Genomic DNA, 20,675 nt, shown 5'->3' with positions numbered 1-20,675 from the left:
TTACTGCCCTGCCCTCGTAAAACGCAGCAAGGAATGGCAATAACCAATATCGTCACGCGTGGTCAGCAATTGCAGGCCGGCGGCTTCTGCCAGACGTATATAGTCATTGCTTTCGTAAATCTTGCTGTTGCCGCTGGCCATGGATGTGAAATACGGCGAGGTATTAATCAGGCAAAAAGCGGCTATGTCATAACGCTGCCTGTCCCAGAACGTATCCATGATCAGCAATTGTCCCTGAGGACTGAGCGCCGCTGCTGCGCGCTGTAAAATACTGGCAATGGCCGGTTCAGAAAAACAGCTGAGAAACTGACTCATCCAGATCATATCCATATTCGCTGGCAATGCCAGTTCTGCATCCAGCAAATCTACCGGGTGAAAATGCGCACGCTCAGCCACACCAGCTTTGCGCAGTTTTTCTTCGGCAACCGTTAATTGTTTTGGCAGGTCAACCAGATGCATTTCCACAGATGGGTTGTAGGCCAGCGCCGCACAGCTGAACTTGCCAGTATTCGCGCCGATATCCATCAGGCGACGTGGTGCCGTGGCAAACACATCAGGCAAGATATCCGGGAACGAGGTGTCCGAATAATGATGATCAAACGCAAACCAGCTGGTTTTAGCAGGTTCTGGTAGCTGCGATAACCCCTGATACAAGGTAGGCCACTCACCCAGTGAGGTCAGGCCCAATGGCTTTTCCTGATCCAGGGATTCATCCAGCCGGAACAGGCCTTCGTAACAGACATCATGGTTGAAATCGAGATTGATCTGGGTAATCGAATCGGTTAATACACAATAACCGGTCTTATCGAGTACATAGCGCCCTGCACTCAGATACACTACCCCAGCCGAAAGACAGGTTTCCAGCACGACCTTCAGCACATATTCTGTCCAGCGACCCGTGGCGGCCAGTTCTGCAATCGTCAGGCCAGTGCCACCAGTGTCAGACAAGGCTTGCAGCATGCCGCGCTTCCAGGCATAGCGAACGCATTGGAAAACTACTGGTCCGAAGGCGATTTTCTGAGCTTCAAAACGGGCAGCAAAAGCACTCTGGCGTTCCGGGGAGAATTTTTTATCTAGCATGCTGGCTTTTCGTTGGTGAACAAGATGCGACCACTGGCGTGCTGCCCGGCGTCGGAGAAATAACGGAATTGCAAACTGCCCTTGTTAAGATCATGGATCATCTCCAGCATGACAGGTGTTTCAGCACGAATCACCTGCTGAAACTTGAGTGCGTGAATGGAGATAAAGATAGCTGGCAAATCAAAATACTGCCGCGCATACAAAATAGCCCAGTCAACCTGAACAACACCAGGTAATACAGGGGCTATTGAAAAATGTCCATCGAAATAGAATAGTGATGCCGGTACGGTCAATTCCAGTACTACCCGCGTAGCTTCCTGCTCCAGCATATGCACCACAGGCAGGCGTGGTCGCTGGTCCTGGCTTTCATTGATCAGGGCCAATAATTGCGCATGCGTGGTTTTGCCCTGTGCATTGACTGGCATCTGGTCCAGGTAACGCCAGCGGCGTGGCAGCGCAATGGCATCGACAATGCCAGATAACCGGGTACGCAAATGCTGATTGAGCGTATTTTTACATCCTGTCGCCAGCAAGTCATGTCCTTGTGCTGTAGGGACCACAAAGGCCGTTAATTTTTGACGCTGACCGGCAACTTCCTCATCGATCAGGATACGTACTTCACTGACCAGTTCAGAGTTCAGCAAAGCCTGCTCCATGGCGTCCAGTGAAATTCTTTTTTCTTCAATTTTGACAATGCGGTCACTGCGTCCCAGCAACAGCAGATGGCCGTCTTCTGTCATCTGCCCACGATCTGTCAAACGCAGCCAGGTATCCTGCAGCAGATGAGGTGAGCGCACTTCCAATAGTCCATCTTCCTGATGAATGCGCCATGCCACCCTGGGCAGAGCTTGCCAGGTATCGACATTGCCCGGCTTGCGCTGACGCCAGGCAATGCCGCCTGTTTCAGAACTGCCATACACTTCAAAAGGAACATGCCCTAATAATTTGCCGACTGAAAATGCGTCCGCTGCAGCCAATGGTCCACCGGATGAAAACACGGCACACAAATGCTGTCTGGCAGCTTGCCAATCCAGATGTTCGGGCAAACGTTTCAGGTGAGCCGGGCTGGCGATCAACACGCAATCAGCCTGTCCGGCCAATTGTGCCAATTGTTCAGGAAAACTCAGGCTTTCAGCATGGATGGCGCGCCCTGCCGCCAAAGGCCATAAAATCCGGAACAACAAACCATAAATATGCTGATGCGAGACCGTCGCCAGCACCACAGCATTTTCCAGGCGGGAACCAAAAACCTCTTCCAGATTGGACACTTCGCTGGTCAGTTGCGATATTTTTTTGGGTACTGCCTGCGCCTGCCCTGTACTACCGGAAGTATGTACCACCAAACCCTGAAATTCGGGGTCCAGGCTGGTCAACACCGGTATGCGAACAGATATGGCACTGGCTTGCACAGGCAGAAATTCAGCAGGAAAATCACCGGCAAACGCATCGACAGATTTCGCCATCGCTGCACAACTGCTATCCAGAGTATCGGCGTTCAACCAAACGGTTTTTCCGCACTGCCACGCTGCCAGCAAAGCGGCAGCAAATTCCAGGCTGTCATTCAGATACAGGGCCAGTTGCCTGCCGGGCAGATGCTGAAAAGCATGCGACCACGCACCTATGCGCTGCAGAAAATCAGCTTGAAATATAGTTTGAGGTGAGGCGTGAGATCCTGCAGCAGAACCAGTACGCAAACCGATGACGGTATGTGCCGGGCGGGATGCTACCGCCAGGCAAGGATCAGAAAAAAATTCAGACATGATGCAGCCGCTTAAATCGTAGACGTACCAGATATTCGAGGCCGAACAACAATCCCATGAGGATATAGGCGATAACGCCGGTATACAGTGACCACACCTTGGGCGATGCCCACAAGGCAGTCCCAAAAGCGACGGCCCCGTTGAATATGAAAAACACGCACCAGACCTGGGTCACACGCCTGGTGTAAGCCACTGCCGCAAGCGGTAAATCCGGTTCGCGCAAGCGGGCAAAGCGCTCCACCATGGAAGGTGGAACGGCCAGACTGAAACCAAACACCGCCAGCAATACGGCATTCACCAGAACCGGATACAATTTCAGCGGCAACAAGGCATTCGCCCAGACTGCACATGCCGCCAGCGCCAAGGCTGCCAGCATGGACCAGCGAGCGATACGACTGAGCTTGAAACTGGGGATTCTTGTAGCGGCAGCCAGCAACAGCAAGGCCGCCATCCAGCGCGGCTCGACCTGCCCCTGACCCAACCAGATCACCAGCGGATAAAGTACTGTGAGGACGACCGCCACAGCGGCCAGTATTCGGCGAAAGATACTGATTACTCCGCAGTGAGATGACCCAAAGCTTCCACTACATCCCCGATAGTGCGAATTTTCTTGAACACTTCGGGTTGCAAACGCAAGCCAGTCATTTGCTTCAACTTGACGGCCAGATCGACAGCATCAATGCTGTCAATATCCAGATCTGCGTATAGATTTGATTCCAGTGTCAATGAAGATTTGTCCAGCTCAAACATCTCAGCCAGTAGATCTACTACCCACACAAACAATTCATCTTTGCTCATTGCACTTACCACAACCATTGCCTGCCCCTTACTTCTTTCTATGTGTCTCAATCAATGCAGCAAGTGCACTGACTGACGCGAAATGGCGACGCGTGTCTTCTGAATCAGCAGACAGCGAAATGCCGTAGCGTTTTTGTAAAGCCACGCCTAACTCAAGTGCGTCAATGGAATCCAGCCCCAGGCCTTCTACAAACAAAGGCGCATTGCTATCTATGTCGGCTGCAGTGATGTCTTCCAGCTGCAACACTTCAATAATCAGTTCTTTTACTTCTTGTTCAAGCATGACGTCGGTTTTCCTCGGTAAAATAATGCTGCAGGTGATCCGTCAAATGACGAGCCGCCATGACGTCCGATTGACCGGCGTCGATAAAACCCTGTATCGGAATATCATCCCTTACTTCTATTCTGAACTGCGCCAGCTTACATGGTACCTGCCACCACTTTTCCCCTTTACCCAGAGTTGGTGGTTCACAACGTATCAATACCGGCGTGACTGCACACAGACCACGCACTGCGATATTGGCAGCACCGCGTTTCAAGCTGATAACACCATCCGCCGGAGTACGCGTACCCTCGGGAAAAATGATCAGGTTATTTCCCATCCTTAAGGAAGCGATACATGCTTCCAGTAAATCTTGCCCATGTTCATTACTGATGTACGCTGCCGCCCTCACTGGCCCACGGGTAAACACATTATTTCGCAAGCGTCCCTTCACTATGCAGTCAGCATGTTTTACAAATGCCATTAAAAACACTGTATCGATCAAGGTAGGATGGTTAGCCAGTATTAACAAGCCACTACGCTCAAGTTTCTCCAACCCTATCAATTCATAACGCAATACGCCCAGCAGGCGCATCAGGCCGACAAAACCGCGAAATGTCCAGCGTATGATATGGCGTGCCATGGTCCTGCGCCGGTCCTGTTGCCACACCAGAAGATGAAGCGCCGGAAATACCACAGCCCACAATAATACGCCGCCGATACCGAAGGTCATAAAACTGATACCCGTCGCAACGATGCGCCAGTAGCGATCCAGATAGTCAAACATCTCGCGACCAAATCCAGCGGCGATTTCCCGCCAGCCGGGTCAGTTCCGCCTGGCCGCCACATTCAAAACGCCATACCAGCAAACCGGATGACATTGCACCTGCGCCCACCACCGACTCAGTATATATATTGTCTTCCGGCTTTTCTGTAACGCTTTCACATCTCAACTGGATGACATCATCCTGCGCTGGCACCATCAACCATGCCCATGCATAAGGCTGTTCTTCCACATCCTGAAACTGTTTCATGAGTTCAGGCAAGGGTTGGTCATAGGCAACTAGCAAGACCATAGGCTCGCCATCCGCCAACAAGCCACAAGCTTCAATCACGGCATGCTCTATCGTACTATCACCAGCTGCCAGAGCAATATGATTCGCCTGGTCTTTGCGGGCAATCGAAAACAAACCGGCACTGGCATTGTGTACAGCCAGACCAAATCCAGTCGGTGATACAGATTGTTCTTGCACCAGTTCAGTCAGCAAATCAATGGCACGCGTCACTTCACCATGACGCGAGCAAAATACAGAAGGGATATTTTTACGTCCATCGAGGCATTGATAGGCCACTTCAAGCGCCATCTTCCCAAGAGAACCTGCACGGCGACGCAACATCGGCGGCATCGCTGCCACGGCTGGCTCAGCGCCCCCCACAAAAGGAAAAGGCGCTTTCGCCCATTCTTTCCAGGCAGCTATCGTCTCGACTCCCGGGGACCAGGCCGCATGACTGGCAATTGAAAAACGAACCCCATTTTCACGCATTATTTTTATTTTCCACTCAGGCACACCACACCGTTCGCTGATAGCGCAAAAAATCTGTTCTATACAATTTGTAACAAATTAGGCTCGCATTATAACAAAGCGCAATTAGAGCCCACAATCTGATGTGTCTAAATCGTCTTAATTTTTGCACTTCTTTTAACAATTTTGTCATTCAATGCAACATAAGCATTTCCAAAAGACAATTTTAGATAGTGATTGGCTTACATACTTTGAAATGCGAAAAGACCCGGGCGCATACAGATGCGCCCGGGTCTTTGTTTTTTTCCAGCAAGCAACCTGAATCAGAGCACAGCTTTCTGATCCAGGTTCAAGTCTTGTTACGATGTTGCTGCGACTGGTTTGCCTTTCAGCCAATGCCTGATTTTGCCCAGCAAATGTTCAAAATCATCAATATAGGTAAACACTGCTGGCACCACCAACAAACTCAACAGTGTTGAAGTTATCAGGCCACCGATTACCGCAATTGCCATTGGCGAACGGAAGCTGGGGTCAGCACCCCAGCCCAAAGCCAGCGGCATCATGCCCGCACCCATGGCAATAGTGGTCATGATGATGGGTCGGCTGCGTTTGTGGCAGGCATCCACCAGTGCATCAAACCGGCTCATGCCTGCTTCCCTTGCGATGACCGCATAATCCACCAGCAGGATAGAGTTCTTGGTGACAATACCCATGAGCATGATGAGACCTATCATGGATGGCATGGACAGCGCACGTCCGGTCACCAGCAAGGCTACGAAAGCCCCACCTATACTCAAAGGCAAAGCTGCCAGGATAGTCACCGGCTGCAAGAAATCCTTGAACAGCAAGACTAGTACGCCATAGATACACAGCACACCGATCAGCATGGCGATACCAAAACTGGCGAACAGGGCCTGCATCTCCTGTGCATCACCCAACTCGGCAATGCTGACCGAAGGCGGCAGGTTTTTCATGCTGGGCAAGGCACGTGCTTCTTCATTGACTTCACCGAGTTGACGGCTACCCAGCTCCACATCCAGCGTCACATTACGCTTGCGGTTCAACCTGTCTATCTGGGCCGGGCCGGATTCCATCGTCACGCTGGCCACGCTGCCGAGCATGACGGGGCCGTTTTTACCAGGCACAGTCAAACGTTCTATCTCTGCCAGATCTGCCCTGAAACTGTCTGGCAACTTCACACGGATTGGCACCTGACGTTGTGACAGGTTCAGCTTGGGCAGGGACTGGTCATAATCACCTGCCGTTGCCACACGCACTGTTTCACCTATGCTGGCAGCAGTGACGCCCAGATCGGCTGCGCGGGCCGAGTCGGGACGCACGATGATTTCAGGACGTACCAGCGAAGCACTGGAACTGACATTGCCTATGCCTTTGAGGGTACGCAGTTCCCTTTCGACTTTTTGGGCTGCTTCTATCAGGGCCAAAGGATCTTCACTCTGCAAGACCAGTTGCATCTTGACGCCGGTATCTGGCGGCCCTACGGTGAATTTCGCACCTGAAATATCTGCCACTTCCTTGCGGATCTTGGCATCGATATCGCCGATGGAATCCTTGCGTTTATTTCTGTGTACTGCTGTCACGGTCAGTACTGCACGCCTGGCTTCTGCCGCTGCACCGGGCGCAAAAGCATCGCCACTGGAACCACCACCGATGGAACTGAATACATTGATGATGTTTTTGTCGCGCATGATGGCGATCCTGGCCTGCTCTGCCGTCGCACGGGTTTCAGCCAGCGTACTGCCAGGTGGCAGTTCTATATTGATTTGGGTCTGTGCGCGATCTGCCGATGGCACGAAGCCGGTAGGCAACAAGCCGACCAATGCAATCGAGCATACAAAAAACACGGTGGCAGCGATCATGGTAACCAGACGATGACGCAAGCACCATTGCATGGTTTTCATATAACGCGTCATGAGCCAACCATCTTTTTGAACATGCGCGCCTTCTGGATTGACGCCAGCCTTACCCGGTTTCGGCGACTTCATGATGTAGGCAGCCATCATCGGTGTCAGCAAACGCGCCACCACCAATGAGGCAAGAATCGCAATCACCGCTGTCCAGCCAAACTGCTTGAAGAACAGGCCCGGTACGCCACCCATAAAGGCGGTCGGCAAAAATACAGCAACCAGCGCAAAGGTCGTGGCAATAACGGCCATACCGATTTCATCGGCTGCTTCCATCGCCGCCTGCATCGGTGTTTTACCCATGTGCAAATGGCGGGAGATGTTTTCAATTTCCACAATCGCATCATCGACCAGCACGCCCACCACCAGCGCCAATGACAGCAAGGTCACCGTGTTCAGGGTATAGCCAAAATACTTCAATCCAAGGAAAGTTGGTATCACCGACAAAGGCAGGGCCGCAGCCGCGACCAACGTGGCCCGCCAGTCGCGCAAGAACCAGAACACTACCAGAATAGCCAGCAAAGCCCCCTCATACAGCAAATCCATGGAGCCATCGAAATTTTCTTCCACCGGCTGAGCATTATCGATGGCCTGATGGAATTTCAACTCCGGATGCGCGGCCTGCAATTCTTCGACGGCAACACGCGAACCCCTGGCCACATCAACCTCACTCGCCCCCTTGGTACGAAAGACCTCAAAGCCAACTACAGGTTTGCCATCCAACGTTGCGGCGGAACGTGGTTCACTGACGGTATCCAGCACCGTAGCGACCTGGTCCAGGCGTATGTGACGGCCATCCGGCAAAGGAACGTCCAGCGTAGCCAGTTCGGCAGCAGTCTTGACGGTAGCAATGGTACGCACGGATTGCTCGGCACCACTGACATCACCACGACCACCCGGTGCTTCCTGTTGCACCAGTTTCAGGCGGCGTGAGACATCTACGGCAGCGACATTCAGTGCCGCCATTTTGGCAGTATCCAGTTCCACCCGCACTTCACGGGTCACGCCACCCATGCGTTTGACGGCACCAACACCCGGTACACTGCGCAGACGCTTTGAAACGGTATTATCAACGAACCAGCTCAGGTCCTGCGCATCCGGTTTACTGTTTTCGCCTGCAACAACATGACTGTTTTTGTCAGGCTCGGCTGCTTCAACGGTGTACGTCATGATGACACGGCCAGCTGTCGATGCCTTGGTCACAGTAGGATCACGCATTTCGCTAGGCAAGTCGGCACGCACGGTTGCGACGGCATCGCGTACTTCATTGACGGCATCAGAAATAACTTTTTCCAAAACAAATTCAACCGTCACTTCGACATCACCGTCCAGCACCTTGGTATAGACGTTTTTGACACCCTGCAAGGACGCCACCGCATCTTCTATCTTGCGGGCAACCTCGGTTTCCAATTGCGCCGGTGCGGCACCTGACAATGGTGCACTGACTGTCACGATGGGCAGTTCTATGTCTGGAAAATCTTGCACGATGGTCGTGCGGAACGACAATATCCCGGCCAGCGTCAGCAACACAAACAGCATGATGGCCGGAATGGGATTCTTGATTGAGAGGGCTGAGAAATTCACGTTTTCCCCTTAGTTTTTTGCAGTTGCTGGCCGCACGACCGCTGCCGCAGTACCAGCATTGGCGCCAGCAGTAGCCGCCACCACTTTCACCGCATCACCATCATTCAGAAAGCCGGCACCGCTCGACACAATAATGCTGTCGGCATTCAGACCCTGAGTCACTTCAACATGATCACCCTGCGGCAAGCTGACGCGACGGCCAGTCTGCAATTTGATCTGGGTCACGCGGCCATCGGGATTCAGACGGAAGGCATAACTGAAGCCGTCCCTCACTACAACGGCCTGCTGGGGAATCGTCAATGCCTGAGAACTACCCATGACAAATTCACCTTTGGCAAACATGCCGGGCTTAAATGCCTGTCCATTCGTCGGAACTGCCATTGACGACTTGCCTGATACAGCTGCGACCGTGGGCAACAAGTCCACATACACCAGACCCATCCGGGTCTGTGCATCGACAACAGGAGATACTACCCTGACCTTGCCCTTCCATTGCGTGCCGCCGGGGGCGGTGACGATGGCTTCAGTACCAGGTATCAACCTGGCCATTTCGCTGGCCGTGACTTCTGCCCGCCATTCCAGGCGCCCCTGACGTATCATGCGAAACAGCTCAGCCCCGTTAGCCACCACAGCGCCCAGTGTTGCAGAACGAGCAGTGATGATGCCGCTGTCTGGTGCCAGCACACGCGTATTTTTCATACGTAGTTGCTGCGCATCGACATTTGCTTTTGCGGCCTCTACCCGGGCTTTGGCAGTCTGCTCGGTAGTCAGGTATTGCCCGACCTGCTGTGCGCTCAGCACACCACTGCTTTGCAGGGAACGGGTGCGGTCAGCATTGGCAACCGCATCTGCCAGGTTTGCCTGCGCCTCGGACAGGCTGGCCTGGGCCTGGGCCAGATCGGCTTTCACGGTATCGCTGGAAAAACTCACCAGCAACTGGCCACGCTGCACATGGTCACCGATATTGGCATGCAGTTCCTGAATGCGCAGGCCGTTGGCTTCTGAACCTATCAGCGCTTCTTGCCAGGCGGCGACGCTGCCATTGGCAGCCAGCTTGATGACGAGGTTGCCAGCCACTGCCTTGGTGGTGGTTACTGTCAGTGCAGGCTTGGTGGGTCGGGCTGCACTTGCAGTGCTGTCTGCCTTTGCAGAAGCACTGGCAGTACCGGACATTGACGTGGCATCTGCTGCAATGGATGTGGAAGAAATCCACAAACCACCAACCGCGACGGCAACAACACCCGCCATACTCAAGCCCAGGGAAACCGGTTTGCGTGAAATGAATGGAATCATATGGATGAAGCTTTCTGTTATTCGTTAAATTCAGGAATTGGATTTGCTGGCGGCATCATTGACAGATGTGGCAGAAGGCATCAGCGGCGCAGCAGGCCTTGGGTTGTCCCCTGGTACGTTCATATTCCAGCCACCGCCCAATGCCTTGTACAAGGCGATCCAGGCATTATTTCTTTCAAGTTGCAGACTGATCAGCGATGATTGCGAAGCAAACGCGGTACGTCTCGCATCTTCCAGTTCCAACAGACTTGCCATGCCCTGGTTGTAGCGCACTGTGGTTGCCTGCAATGCCTGGGTATAACCGCGTGCTGCCAGTTCCGAATCCTGGCGGCGGGCATCAGTACTTTGCAAATTCACCAGCGCCTCTTCTACCTCACGCACAGCCTGCCTGACCTTGCTGGTGTAATTGCTGCTGGCGGCCAGATAGCGGGCCTTTGCCGCATCCACATTAGCGACAGCCTGGCCACCATCAAAGATGGGCAGTGTCAGCGCGAGCGGGCCGATGGACCAGGTGTCCATGTTGCTGTCAGTCCCCATGGTGCGGTACCGCATGCTGCCTATCGATCCACTCAGTGTCAGACGTGGATAACGACGTGCTTCTGCTGCACCAATCTGGGAACTGGCCATACTCACTTCTTTTTCTGCCGCGTAAACATCAGGACGCTGCTGCAAGACTTGCGCTGGCACCGTACTGATTCCCAGCGGCAGCAAATTCTTTGTCGCAGCATCACGGCTGACGATATCCAGCTTTTGCCGCAGCTCTGGCTCTGACCTTGCTGTCAAGGCAACCAGTGCCTTGATGTCACGGTCACACTGGGCCGCCTGCTGGATGGCGCGGCTGTTTCCTTCAGCAGCACTGGAACGTGTCAGGCTGGCAGTAGAATTTGATGTCATGCCAGCCTGTGCGCTGAGTTCTGTCAAACGTGCAGTTTCAGCTCTGGAATGGGCATCCTGCCAGGTAATATCCGCGACCTGACGGCAGCTAATTACAGAAAAATACAACTGAGCGACTTCAGCCGCTACCGATATACGTGCATCATGCCATTGCGCCCTGCTCCCTTCCAGGTCAGCCTCTGCCGCCTGATTGCTGGCGCGGTTGGCGCCGAACAGGTCCAGCTCCCACGAAGTCTGCAAACCCGCTTGTGCCGTGCTGGCGACCGGAACGCCGATCTGGTTTTTTGCCCGGCTGACATTCGCTACTGCATCCAGCGAAGGCAGCAAGGCTGCACCACTGGCAACCCTGGTGGCCCTGGCAGTTTCTATGCTCGACCAGGCTTGCGCAATAGATGGACTGACTGCTTGCGCCGCATCGATCAGTTCCACCAACGTCGCATCGCCCTGGGCTTGCCACCAGGACCGTAGTTCAGTATTTTTTTCTATTGATGGCAAAGCTGCCTGCCATTGCGTGGGTACGGTAACCATACCCGCCACACCCGTGTTGGTGGTGGCGCAGGCAGCAAGCAGGGAAACACTGCCAGCAGTAAGTATCAAACGTCGAATGATCATATCGCTGCTTATGAAGTTGGGTTATCGGAAATACGTAAAAGTCGGCGCTGTTTCTCGTCTTCACACATGGCCACGGCATAATCGACCAGGCGGGATGAAAATAAATCGATGGCCCTTGGTTTGGTGATCAATGTCGGGCGTATGACCTGCATCACGTCGCCACTCACCATCAGGGAAATCGCCAAGCCTGTGACGGAAAAAGCCAGTCTGTGCACATCATCGTCGGCACGCTGGATACCCAGATAGCGACACAACAGGCGAACCAGTCCCTGATGGGCTGGGCGTATCATGGTGTCGATTTCTTCCAGCCATAAACCAGTGGGTTCCAGCATTTCACGGAAATGCAATTTCATGCATTTCTCCACCATCTCTCCCTGTTTAAGAGAGTCGGTGAACGAACAAATCAGCTTAGACAAGATGTCACGCAATTGCGTTTCAGGTTGTTCAAAAATAGCTGGGTCCACATTGGGATTGCTGCGCGGGTCATTAAACACTGCATGGTACAAGCCCGCCTTATCACCAAAATAATAGCTGATAGCTGAAATATTCACGTCCGCAACCCTGGCGATTTCACGTGTAGATGTCTTCGCATATCCTCTTTCGGCAAATAATTGCAGGGCACTGTCAAGCAGGCGTGTACGTGCCTCTATACCGTCTACCCGTAAAGACTTGCCGCCATGGGTTGTGGACGACAAAGGTAGTTCTGGCAGGTTAGACCGACGAACGTTTTGGCTGGTGATGTTTTTGGGGCTGGTTTTTTTCATGAAATGCATCCTAACATAAATCAAACGTTTGATTTAACTATCTCATAAAAATTTCCCCTCACCTTTGTATCTGCGCATCGTCATATCAATAAAACACGTCGGTCACTGCCCTGATATGACATGTCATTACCTTTGTGCCGTGCTTGCATACGAAACCATAAGCTTTCCAGTATGCCGGTTTGAAACCAAGCAGAATATTTCCTGAAGACAAGCCAACTGTCACGGCATAGTCATATTGACGGATTAGGCTCTCAAAAATTGTATTTCCCTTGATTGGTGCCTAAAAGTGAACCTATTCAGCTCCCCCGCCATTCGTCTGATGCGCAGCGTCAAGATCGCCCAGAAATTCAGTTTTGTTGCTCTGGCATTTGGCATCCCCTTACTTGCCGTTCTCTTTCTGCTGTTTCAGGACATGAGAAACGACATCCTGCAAATCGAAGCCAAACAGACTGCGATCAAGACCATTGCCGAACGAGGCAAGCTGCGTCTGCTACTGCAAAAGCAACGCGCGCTACAACATATGCGTCTGCAGGGTAATAAGCAAACCGGCGCTGCGCTGGTTGAAACCCAGGGGAAAATCGATAAGTCGCTGGAACAGCTGGACAACAAGGAAGCCCTGAAAGCGCAATGGACGACCATGCTGGCCAAACAAAACAGTTTCAAGGCATCTGAGAGCTTTGCCGAATACAGCAAGCTGATACAGGCTGTTGATAATGAAGTTACAGCTATCGCCTATGCATCCAAACTGACGCTGGACGGTGATTTAAAAACACATCAACTGGCGAACGCCTATGTCAACACCCTGCCCCAGATTGAAGAAAAGCTGGCTGTCATTGCAGGACGCGGTGCCGCCTACATCGACAGTGGCTTGTTTGAGGCAGGTGAAGATGTCACGTTGAATTCCATGCATATGCTGGCACGACATGAATTGACCAGCCTTGCCCAATTCATGCAAGGAATCGGCCAGCAGGAACCACGATACGCAACGGTACAGACGACCATACAGCAGCAAATGGACGATGCAAAAACATTCCTTGCACGCTCACAAGATGAAGTCCTGGCTTCAGTCAATCAAAGTTCCGGTGATGCCTTTCTGCAAGCGGGCCTGGGAACAATAGAAAAACTGGCGCAATCAGAAACCATCATCGCCCAATTGATCAACCAGAATCTGAATGCCGATATTGAACGTGTGAACCAGCGTTCCTGGAAGATGTCAGCCAGTATCATTGCACTGCTTGTCATGGCCACCTATTTCCTGATCGCCATTTACCTGGCACTGACCAGTGACCTGAAACTACTGACCCAGGCCATCGCCGAAACCGCTGCCGGCAATCTGCAAAACCGCGTGCATAGTAAGGGAAAGGACGAACTGGCCCAGTTGATCAATGCAGTCGGCGCAATGAACAAAGACCTGTGTGACATGGTGACAAATATCCGTAATGGTGCCCTCACCGTGGATCTGATTGCCAGGGAAATCCATGATGAAAATACCGACCTTGCCAGCCGTACTGAAAGCCAGGCTGGAGCATTGCAACAAACTGCCAGTTCCATCGACGAACTGACTGCCACCATTACGGAAAATGCTGGTAACCTGGCGCAGGCGAACAGCCTGATTCATAGCTCGGCCGAACGAGTGCAGCAAGGCTTGCAAGTCATGAACAGCAGCATTGTGGCAATGCAAACAGTCAGCTCCAGCTCCAGGAAAATTACCGAAATTATCGGTGTCATGGATGGCATCGCCTTCCAGACCAATATCCTGGCATTGAACGCTGCAGTGGAAGCCGCCCGTGCGGGTCAGGAAGGACGTGGTTTTGCTGTCGTCGCTGCTGAAGTAAGGAATCTGGCGCAACGCAGCACCAGTGCAGCCAAAGAAATCAAGACCCTGATCGCCGCATCCGCTCAGGCGGTGGAGGCTGGTAGCAACATGATCAATACCGCAGGCAAGACCATGCAGGATATTGCTGAAAATGTGGATGTGGTGACAGAACTCATACGCCAGATCGCACAAGCCAGCCAGGATCAAAGCGTTGGCATTTCTCATGTCAACCAGGCCATAGCTGACATAGATCAGATCACTCAGGACAATACTTGCCTGGTAGAACAGGCCAGCGAATCGACCGCAAAACTAGAACAGCAAGCAGCCTTGCTGGGTGCAGCGGTCAGCGTTTTTAAAACCCAGGCATCAGCAACAGAAAACCAGCACCTGCATCTGGCCAGCAGCGCCAATGACTACCTGCCACCCAAACCAGCCACGCGAAAGCTGGCCGCATGAGTTATTGATCCAATAGCAGCAGGCAAGCACAACGCCCAAAATAAAACCACCTCACGGTGGTTTTATTTTTGATCTTTTGCAAAGTTGACCGGACAGCTTATTCTTACCAGCAGGTATCAGACTTTCAGCAAACTCAGAATCGATTTCAATTCATCCCTGATCTGATGCAGGTTGACCGGCTCGGCTTCATGCACTTCCGCCTCTGCCGGACCACCATTGACGTTCAACTTGTTTCTGGCGCCATTGATGGTAAAACCTTGCTCATATAATAATTCACGAATACGACGTATCAGCAACACTTCATGATGCTGATAATAACGACGGTTGCCGCGCCGCTTTACCGGTTTCAGTTGAGAAAACTCTTGTTCCCAATAACGCAGGACATGTGGCTTGACGCCACACAGTTCACCAACTTCGCCTATCGTAAAATACCGCTTTGCCGGAATAGGCGGCAGCACAAAAGACTCAATCTTGATTTCTGTCATGGAAAATATCAGGCAGCGTGGGCCAGAGGTTGACTGCCGACATCATCGACCATGCCTTTGAGCTTCTGACTGGCGTGGAAAGTAACGACACGACGAGCAGTAATAGGAATTTCTTCCCCGGTTTTGGGATTGCGACCAGGACGTTGCGGCTTGTCACGCAACTGGAAATTGCCAAAGCCGGACAACTTGACGGCCTCGCCCCTTTCCAGTGCATCACGGATTTCATCAAAAAAAGTTTCTACCATATCCTTGGCCTCACGCTTGTTCAAGCCTACATGCTCAAACAAAAGTTCGGCCAATTCTGCCTTGGTCAAGGTCGGCAACTCCTTTTCCGCTTGTGAGCGCGCCCTGGCTTCCAGCATCGCACGATTCAAATCAGCATCCAGCACCGACTGAAATTCAGCGGAAATAACGTCATTCATTTTGAAACTCTTCCCAAGTAAATCCAACAGGTTCAGACAAATTTAACGCAGACGGGCGGCAAATTGTTGACTAACAGCTGCCACCAATGCATTCATTGCAGCTTCCACTTTATCATCTTGCAGGGTACTTTGAGTATCTTGCAAGCTAAAGCGGAAAGCAAGACTTTTCTCATCAGTTTCCAGCCCCTTGCCGCGATATTCATCAAACAAAACAACGGCTTGCACTATTTTACATGCCTCATTCTGGCGAATTTCAGCCTGGAATACATCCAGCAAATTTTGCACTACTACTGTCTGTTTGACAACAAGTGCCAAGTCCCGCGTAACCGCCTGGAATTTGGAAATTTCCTGATACACAGGCACATCCACGTTTTGCAATGCAGCGACATCCACTTCAAACAATACGGGTGCCAAAGGTAGTTCATATTTCTGCTGCAGGCGCGGATGCAATTCACCAATCACACCAATGTGCTTGCCGTCACATTCTATGGCTGCACTGCGCCCAGGATGCAGGGCAACATGCTCGTGCTTGATAAAGCGCAATGTTTTTGGTGCAAATAATGCTTCCAGATCAGCCTTGACATCAAAGAAATCCACATTGCGGGTTTCCAGTCCCCACTGCTCTTCAGCAACCGGGCCATAAGCCAGCGCCGTCAGGCGTTTCGGCTGTTGATAGCCGGCGACTTCCAGCGGACCATCTTGCACATTAACATCCCGCAAATAGACTGCGCCGATTTCAAAAATGCGGACGCGATTCAGCTTGCGATTCAGATTATAACGAGTATTTGCCACCAGGCTGCCTATCATGCTGGTACGCATGACGCTCATCTGGCTGGCAATAGGATTCAGCAGGCGAACAGGTTGGGAATTGCCGGAAAAATCCTGTTCCCAGGTTTCTTCGACAAAGCTGTAATTGACGACTTCCTGATAATCCTGATCAGCGATCAGGCGGCGCACGGCAAACAGGGAACGCTGGTTTTCCGGCGCAATCAGCATCGCATTCGCGGCCACAGGCGGCAATGCAGGAATATTTTCAAAGCCATACACGCGCGCCACTTCTTCGATCAAATCTTCTTCGATTTCGATATCGAAACGATAGGACGGTGGCGTCACCATGAATTCACCTGGCACCTGAGTGAACTGCAAACCAAGGCGGGTGAAAATGTCGGCAATCTTTGTATCATCCAGTGCAACACCAATCACCTTGACGGCACGCGCCGTACGCAGCTTGACTGGTGGACGTTGCGGCAAATTGATAATCTGGTCATCCACTGGGCCCAGTTTGACCTGGCTGGTACCACCGCAGATTTCGACGATCAGGGCGCTGATGCGCTCTATGTGTTCGACAATGGAAGCAAAGTCGACACCACGTTCAAAACGATGGGCTGCATCAGTAGAAAAATTGAAGCGACGGGCACGGCCCTGTATCGCTTGTGGCCACCAGAATGCGGCTTCCAGATAAATATTTTGCGTGTCCAGGGTCACGGCAGTGGAGTCACCGCCCATGATACCGGCCAGGGATTCAATTTCTTTTTCATCAGAAATAACACCAACCCAGTCATCCACTTCTACCGTATTACCGTTCAGCAGTTTCAGCGATTCACCAGCCTTACCCCAGCGCACATCCAGGCTGCCATGGATCTTGTCCAGATCAAACACGTGGGAAGGACGACCGAGTTCCAGCATCACATAGTTGGAGATATCAACTAGCGCAGAAATCGGGCGCTGACCACTGCGTTCCAGCCTTTGCTTCATCCATTCAGGCGTCGCCGCACGCGCATTCACACCACGGATGACACGACCGGCAAAGCGGCCACACAGATCAGGTGCGCTGACTTTGACAGGCAAGGTCTCTTGCAAAGTCACTGGCAACACAACTGCTTCCGGCAATTGCATGGGTGTACCGGTCAACGCCGACACTTCACGTGCGACACCAAGTACCGACAGGCAATCAGCCTTGTTCGGTGTCAGCTTGATGGTGAATTTCAAGTCATTGAGTTGATAGTAATCACGGAAGTTCTGACCCACTGGGGCGTCCGATGGCAAGTCCATCAAACCGCCGTGGTCTTCCGACAATTTCAACTCGCGGGCGGAACACAGCATGCCATAGGATTCAACACCGCGCAGCTTGCCTATCTTGATTTCAAATGGTTTGCCGTCTGCACCAGGTGGCAAGATGGCGCCAACCATGGCGCACGGCACTTTCATGCCTACACGCACATTCGGCGCGCCGCAAACGATATTCAAGAGGCTGCCTGTGCCTACATCGACCTGACAGACATTGAGTTTGTCAGCATCAGGATGCTTGGCGATTTCGCGGATTTCAGCTACCACGACATTATTAAATGGCGGAGCAACCGGCTCCACCTCTTCGACTTCCAATCCCGACATGGTGAGCAGATGGGACAACTCATCCGAAGTCATCTTCGGATCAACCATGGTACGTAGCCAGTTTTCAGAAAATTGCATAATTCAGCCGTCTAATGTTGGATGCAGGGCGCGACGCGCCACTCAAAAATTCAGGAATGCGCTGTCATTCTTTTAGTTGAATTGCTTCAAAAAGCGCAAATCGCCTTCGTAGAACAAACGCAAATCGTTGACGCCATAACGCAGCATGGTCAGGCGCTCAAGACCGGAACCAAAGGCGAAGCCTATGTATTTTTCCGGGTCCAGGCCCATATTGCGCACTACGCTAGGGTGCACCTGGCCAGAACCAGACACTTCCAGCCAGCGCCCTTTCAATGGTCCGCTGCCAAAGGCGATATCGATCTCGGCAGAAGGTTCAGTGAACGGGAAATAAGAGGGGCGGAAACGCACCTGCAAATCATCGGTTTCAAAGAAGGCTTTGACAAAGTTCAGGTACACACCCTTGAGGTCAGCAAAGCTGATGTCTTCAGCAATCCACAAGCCTTCAACCTGATGGAACATCGGGGAGTGCGTGGCATCGCTGTCGACGCGATAGGTACGGCCCGGAGCAATAACCTTGATCGGCGGTTTGTGCATACGCGCATAACGAACCTGCATAGGACTGGTATGGGTACGCAATAATAATTGTTTGCCCTGGCTATCTTTGCCATCGACATAAAAGGTGTCCTGCATGGAACGTGCAGGATGATTTTCCGGACTGTTCAAGGCCGTAAAATTGGTCCAGTCCGTTTCGATTTCGGGGCCATCTGCCACGTCAAAACCGATGGAACGGAAGATTTCTTCGACACGCTGCCAGGTACGCATGACGGGATGGATGCCACCTACGCTGCGGCCACGACCAGGCAAGCTGACGTCGATTGCTTCTGCATTCAGACGTGTCTGCATTTGTGCATTGGCCAGCGCATCACGGCGCTCGGTCAAGGCAGTTTCAATCTGGACTTTGGCTGCATTGATGACTGCGCCCTGAACCTTTTTTTCCTCTGGTGGCAATTTGCCCAGACTTTTCATCTGTTCGGTAATCTGCCCACTCTTACCAAGGTAAAGCGCTTTTGCGTTCTCTAAAGCGGCAGCATCAATGGCTGCCAGAAAATCAGCACGTGCCTGGCTGACGATTTGATCTAAAGGGTTCATGCCTTGTTCCCGCTTACCACGAAGCTGAAATAATGATCTGAAAACAAAACGGGGCATAGGATTCAACCTCTGCCCCGCTTGATATTTGCAACTGAGCAAGCTCAGCCGCTGCGACTACCGTCTGCTATTAAGCAGCCAGGTTAACTTTGACTTGATTAACAATCGCAGCGAATGCTGGTTTGTCAGTCACAGCCATGTCAGCCAGTACTTTACGGTCGAGTTCAATTGCGGCTTTTTTCAGGCCGTTCATAAACACGCTGTAAGTCAGGCCATGCTGGCGAGCCGCTGCATTGATACGTGTGATCCACAAAGCGCGGAATACACGTTTCTTGTTGCGGCGATCGCGGTATGCATATTGACCAGCGCGCATAACTGCTTGCTTGGCAATACGGAATACCTTACTGCGACGACCACGGTAACCTTTAGCAAGGTTGAGAACTTTCTTATGACGGGCACGAGCTGTAACCCCACGTTTTACTCTAGGCATAATAACTCCTTAAATAATGAGTATGAGGTTAAGCTGTTGGCATCATGCGCATTACAGATACCATGTTGGTGTCATGAACACCTACAGCACCGCGCAATTGACGTTTGTTTTTGGTAGTTTTCTTGGTCAGAATGTGACGTTTGAAAGCTTGACCGCGTTTAACGGTACCACCTGGACGGACGCGAAAGCGCTTCTTGGCGCTGCTTTTCGTCTTCATTTTTGGCATAGTACTATCTGTCTGTTAAGACAGCTCCACTTTTATATGATGGTAGGTGGCAGCAACGATCGCTACTCTTGGATGCCTACTTCTCACTTATTGTGACCCAGCTTTTGGCTGGGTCCATCGTAATGCCCGCTAATGCGTGCCTCACAAAACCTGCTTTTGCTTTTTCGTTTCAAATAAGCTGAAACTTATTTTTTCTTCTTCGGTGCCAGAATCATGATCATCTGACGACCTTCCATCTTCGGAAACTGTTCAACCTGGCCATACTGGTCCAGATCAAGCTTCAAACGCTCCAGCATACGCATACCGATTTCCTGATGCGCCATCTCACGACCACGGAAACGCAGGGTAATTTTGGTCTTGTCGCCATCATCCAGGAACTTGATCAGATTACGCAATTTGATATTGTAATCACCATCATCTGTACCCGGACGGAACTTGACTTCCTTGACCAGTATCACTTTTTGCTTGAGCTTGGCTTCGTGAGCTTTTTTCTGCTCCTGGTATTTGAATTTGCCGTAATCCATCAGACGGCAAACCGGTGGTTGCGCCGTCGGCGCTATTTCCACCAAATCCACATTGGCTTCTTCAGCCAAACGGAAGGCTTCACTCAGTTTCACGATGCCCAGAGGCTCATTCTCAACGCCGGATAAGCGCACTTCAGGCGCAGTTATTTCACCGTTGATGCGATGTGACTTGTCAGTAGCTATTGCAGTTTCCTTCAAAAATAATA

General features: G+C 51.9%; 19 protein-coding genes. 1 reads left to right on the top strand and 18 read right to left on the bottom strand.

The window, feature by feature from the left end; genetic code table 11:
* The 11 genes from AC1RVX_RS24760 to AC1RVX_RS24710 form a co-directional block, all read right to left on the bottom strand.
* The gene (locus AC1RVX_RS24760; protein ID WP_493219235.1) at positions 1-1,080 is read right to left on the bottom strand and encodes a class I SAM-dependent methyltransferase; all 1,080 of its coding nucleotides are present in this window, start codon (positions 1,078-1,080) and stop codon (positions 1-3) included.
* Positions 1,074-2,840 (bottom strand): ApeI family dehydratase, encoded by a 1,767-nt coding sequence (locus tag AC1RVX_RS24755; protein WP_493219234.1) that lies wholly within the window; start codon positions 2,838-2,840, stop codon positions 1,074-1,076. Before AC1RVX_RS24755 ends, AC1RVX_RS24760 begins: the two co-directional genes overlap by 7 nt.
* Positions 2,833-3,363 (bottom strand): COG4648 family protein, encoded by a 531-nt coding sequence (locus AC1RVX_RS24750; RefSeq protein WP_493219233.1) that lies wholly within the window; start codon positions 3,361-3,363, stop codon positions 2,833-2,835. Before AC1RVX_RS24750 ends, AC1RVX_RS24755 begins: the two co-directional genes overlap by 8 nt.
* Before the next feature lie 29 nt (positions 3,364-3,392).
* Positions 3,393-3,638 carry an acyl carrier protein gene (locus AC1RVX_RS24745; RefSeq protein WP_493219232.1) on the bottom strand — a complete coding sequence of 82 codons (246 nt, stop codon included), beginning with the start codon at positions 3,636-3,638 and terminating at the stop codon, positions 3,393-3,395.
* A 28-nt stretch (positions 3,639-3,666) separates the two neighbouring features.
* Positions 3,667-3,921 carry a phosphopantetheine-binding protein gene (locus AC1RVX_RS24740; RefSeq protein ID WP_186949074.1) on the bottom strand — a complete coding sequence of 85 codons (255 nt, stop codon included), beginning with the start codon at positions 3,919-3,921 and terminating at the stop codon, positions 3,667-3,669.
* Positions 3,914-4,687 (bottom strand): lysophospholipid acyltransferase family protein, encoded by a 774-nt coding sequence (locus tag AC1RVX_RS24735; protein ID WP_493219231.1) that lies wholly within the window; start codon positions 4,685-4,687, stop codon positions 3,914-3,916. Before AC1RVX_RS24735 ends, AC1RVX_RS24740 begins: the two co-directional genes overlap by 8 nt.
* Positions 4,680-5,444: a beta-ketoacyl synthase chain length factor gene (locus tag AC1RVX_RS24730; RefSeq protein ID WP_493219230.1), complete on the bottom strand. Its 765-nt coding sequence runs from the start codon at positions 5,442-5,444 to the stop codon at positions 4,680-4,682. Before AC1RVX_RS24730 ends, AC1RVX_RS24735 begins: the two co-directional genes overlap by 8 nt.
* A gap of 338 nt (positions 5,445-5,782) precedes the next feature.
* Positions 5,783-8,932 (bottom strand): efflux RND transporter permease subunit, encoded by a 3,150-nt coding sequence (locus AC1RVX_RS24725; protein ID WP_493219229.1) that lies wholly within the window; start codon positions 8,930-8,932, stop codon positions 5,783-5,785.
* A 9-nt stretch (positions 8,933-8,941) separates the two neighbouring features.
* Positions 8,942-10,225 carry an efflux RND transporter periplasmic adaptor subunit gene (locus AC1RVX_RS24720; RefSeq protein ID WP_493219228.1) on the bottom strand — a complete coding sequence of 428 codons (1,284 nt, stop codon included), beginning with the start codon at positions 10,223-10,225 and terminating at the stop codon, positions 8,942-8,944.
* A gap of 30 nt (positions 10,226-10,255) precedes the next feature.
* Positions 10,256-11,731 (bottom strand): efflux transporter outer membrane subunit, encoded by a 1,476-nt coding sequence (locus AC1RVX_RS24715; protein ID WP_493219227.1) that lies wholly within the window; start codon positions 11,729-11,731, stop codon positions 10,256-10,258.
* Between the two features lie 8 nt (positions 11,732-11,739).
* Positions 11,740-12,495, bottom strand: a complete 756-nt coding sequence (locus AC1RVX_RS24710) for a CerR family C-terminal domain-containing protein (RefSeq protein WP_493219226.1) — start codon at positions 12,493-12,495, stop codon at positions 11,740-11,742.
* A gap of 286 nt (positions 12,496-12,781) precedes the next feature.
* Here AC1RVX_RS24710 and AC1RVX_RS24705 point away from each other — a divergent pair, with 286 nt between their 5' ends.
* Complete coding sequence (locus AC1RVX_RS24705) at positions 12,782-14,767, top strand: methyl-accepting chemotaxis protein (protein ID WP_493219225.1); 1,986 nt, start codon at positions 12,782-12,784, stop codon at positions 14,765-14,767.
* Between the two features lie 116 nt (positions 14,768-14,883).
* Here AC1RVX_RS24705 and AC1RVX_RS24700 read toward each other — a convergent pair whose 3' ends face one another.
* The 7 genes from AC1RVX_RS24700 to infC form a co-directional block, all read right to left on the bottom strand.
* Entirely contained in the window at positions 14,884-15,252 is a 369-nt protein-coding gene (locus AC1RVX_RS24700; protein WP_493219224.1) for a MerR family transcriptional regulator, read from the bottom strand.
* Positions 15,253-15,260: 8 nt separating this feature from the next.
* Positions 15,261-15,614 (bottom strand): integration host factor subunit alpha, encoded by a 354-nt coding sequence (locus tag AC1RVX_RS24695; protein ID WP_456243413.1) that lies wholly within the window; start codon positions 15,612-15,614, stop codon positions 15,261-15,263.
* Between the two features lie 102 nt (positions 15,615-15,716).
* Positions 15,717-18,143, bottom strand: coding sequence for a phenylalanine--tRNA ligase subunit beta (gene pheT, locus AC1RVX_RS24690; RefSeq protein WP_493219223.1), 2,427 nt, complete (start codon positions 18,141-18,143; stop codon positions 15,717-15,719).
* A gap of 72 nt (positions 18,144-18,215) precedes the next feature.
* Positions 18,216-19,232, bottom strand: a complete 1,017-nt coding sequence (gene pheS, locus AC1RVX_RS24685) for a phenylalanine--tRNA ligase subunit alpha (protein WP_493219222.1) — start codon at positions 19,230-19,232, stop codon at positions 18,216-18,218.
* Between the two features lie 127 nt (positions 19,233-19,359).
* A complete protein-coding gene (gene rplT / locus AC1RVX_RS24680) occupies positions 19,360-19,719 on the bottom strand; it encodes a 50S ribosomal protein L20 (RefSeq protein WP_186949063.1) in 360 nt (119 codons plus the stop codon).
* Positions 19,720-19,747: 28 nt separating this feature from the next.
* Positions 19,748-19,945: a 50S ribosomal protein L35 gene (rpmI, locus tag AC1RVX_RS24675; RefSeq protein ID WP_162020098.1), complete on the bottom strand. Its 198-nt coding sequence runs from the start codon at positions 19,943-19,945 to the stop codon at positions 19,748-19,750.
* Positions 19,946-20,130: 185 nt separating this feature from the next.
* A complete protein-coding gene (gene infC, locus AC1RVX_RS24670) occupies positions 20,131-20,667 on the bottom strand; it encodes a translation initiation factor IF-3 (protein WP_493219221.1) in 537 nt (178 codons plus the stop codon).
* Between the last annotated feature and the right edge of the window lie 8 nt (positions 20,668-20,675).

The organism is Undibacterium sp. GW821-FHT11B02 (genome assembly GCF_058808955.1).
The sequence above is the reverse complement of the archived record's forward strand: the minus strand, read 5'-3'. Positions and strand labels throughout refer to the sequence as shown.

Excerpts from the sequence above, each read along its gene's own strand:
- AC1RVX_RS24760 (WP_493219235.1), bottom strand. The coding sequence starts at position 1,080 with ATGCTAGATAAAAAATTCTCCCCGGAACGCCAGAGTGCTTTTGCTGCC.
- AC1RVX_RS24755 (WP_493219234.1), bottom strand. The coding sequence starts at position 2,840 with ATGTCTGAATTTTTTTCTGATCCTTGCCTGGCGGTAGCATCCCGCCCG.
- AC1RVX_RS24745 (WP_493219232.1), bottom strand. The coding sequence starts at position 3,638 with ATGAGCAAAGATGAATTGTTTGTGTGGGTAGTAGATCTACTGGCTGAG.
- AC1RVX_RS24740 (WP_186949074.1), bottom strand. The coding sequence starts at position 3,921 with ATGCTTGAACAAGAAGTAAAAGAACTGATTATTGAAGTGTTGCAGCTG.
- AC1RVX_RS24735 (WP_493219231.1), bottom strand. The coding sequence starts at position 4,687 with ATGTTTGACTATCTGGATCGCTACTGGCGCATCGTTGCGACGGGTATC.
- AC1RVX_RS24730 (WP_493219230.1), bottom strand. The coding sequence starts at position 5,444 with ATGCGTGAAAATGGGGTTCGTTTTTCAATTGCCAGTCATGCGGCCTGG.
- AC1RVX_RS24720 (WP_493219228.1), bottom strand. The coding sequence starts at position 10,225 with ATGATTCCATTCATTTCACGCAAACCGGTTTCCCTGGGCTTGAGTATG.
- AC1RVX_RS24715 (WP_493219227.1), bottom strand. The coding sequence starts at position 11,731 with ATGATCATTCGACGTTTGATACTTACTGCTGGCAGTGTTTCCCTGCTT.
- AC1RVX_RS24710 (WP_493219226.1), bottom strand. The coding sequence starts at position 12,495 with ATGAAAAAAACCAGCCCCAAAAACATCACCAGCCAAAACGTTCGTCGG.
- AC1RVX_RS24700 (WP_493219224.1), bottom strand. The coding sequence starts at position 15,252 with ATGACAGAAATCAAGATTGAGTCTTTTGTGCTGCCGCCTATTCCGGCA.
- AC1RVX_RS24695 (WP_456243413.1), bottom strand. The coding sequence starts at position 15,614 with ATGCTGGAAGCCAGGGCGCGCTCACAAGCGGAAAAGGAGTTGCCGACC.
- pheT (WP_493219223.1), bottom strand. The coding sequence starts at position 18,143 with ATGCAATTTTCTGAAAACTGGCTACGTACCATGGTTGATCCGAAGATG.
- pheS (WP_493219222.1), bottom strand. The coding sequence starts at position 19,232 with ATGAACCCTTTAGATCAAATCGTCAGCCAGGCACGTGCTGATTTTCTG.
- rplT (WP_186949063.1), bottom strand. The coding sequence starts at position 19,719 with ATGCCTAGAGTAAAACGTGGGGTTACAGCTCGTGCCCGTCATAAGAAA.
- rpmI (WP_162020098.1), bottom strand. The coding sequence starts at position 19,945 with ATGCCAAAAATGAAGACGAAAAGCAGCGCCAAGAAGCGCTTTCGCGTC.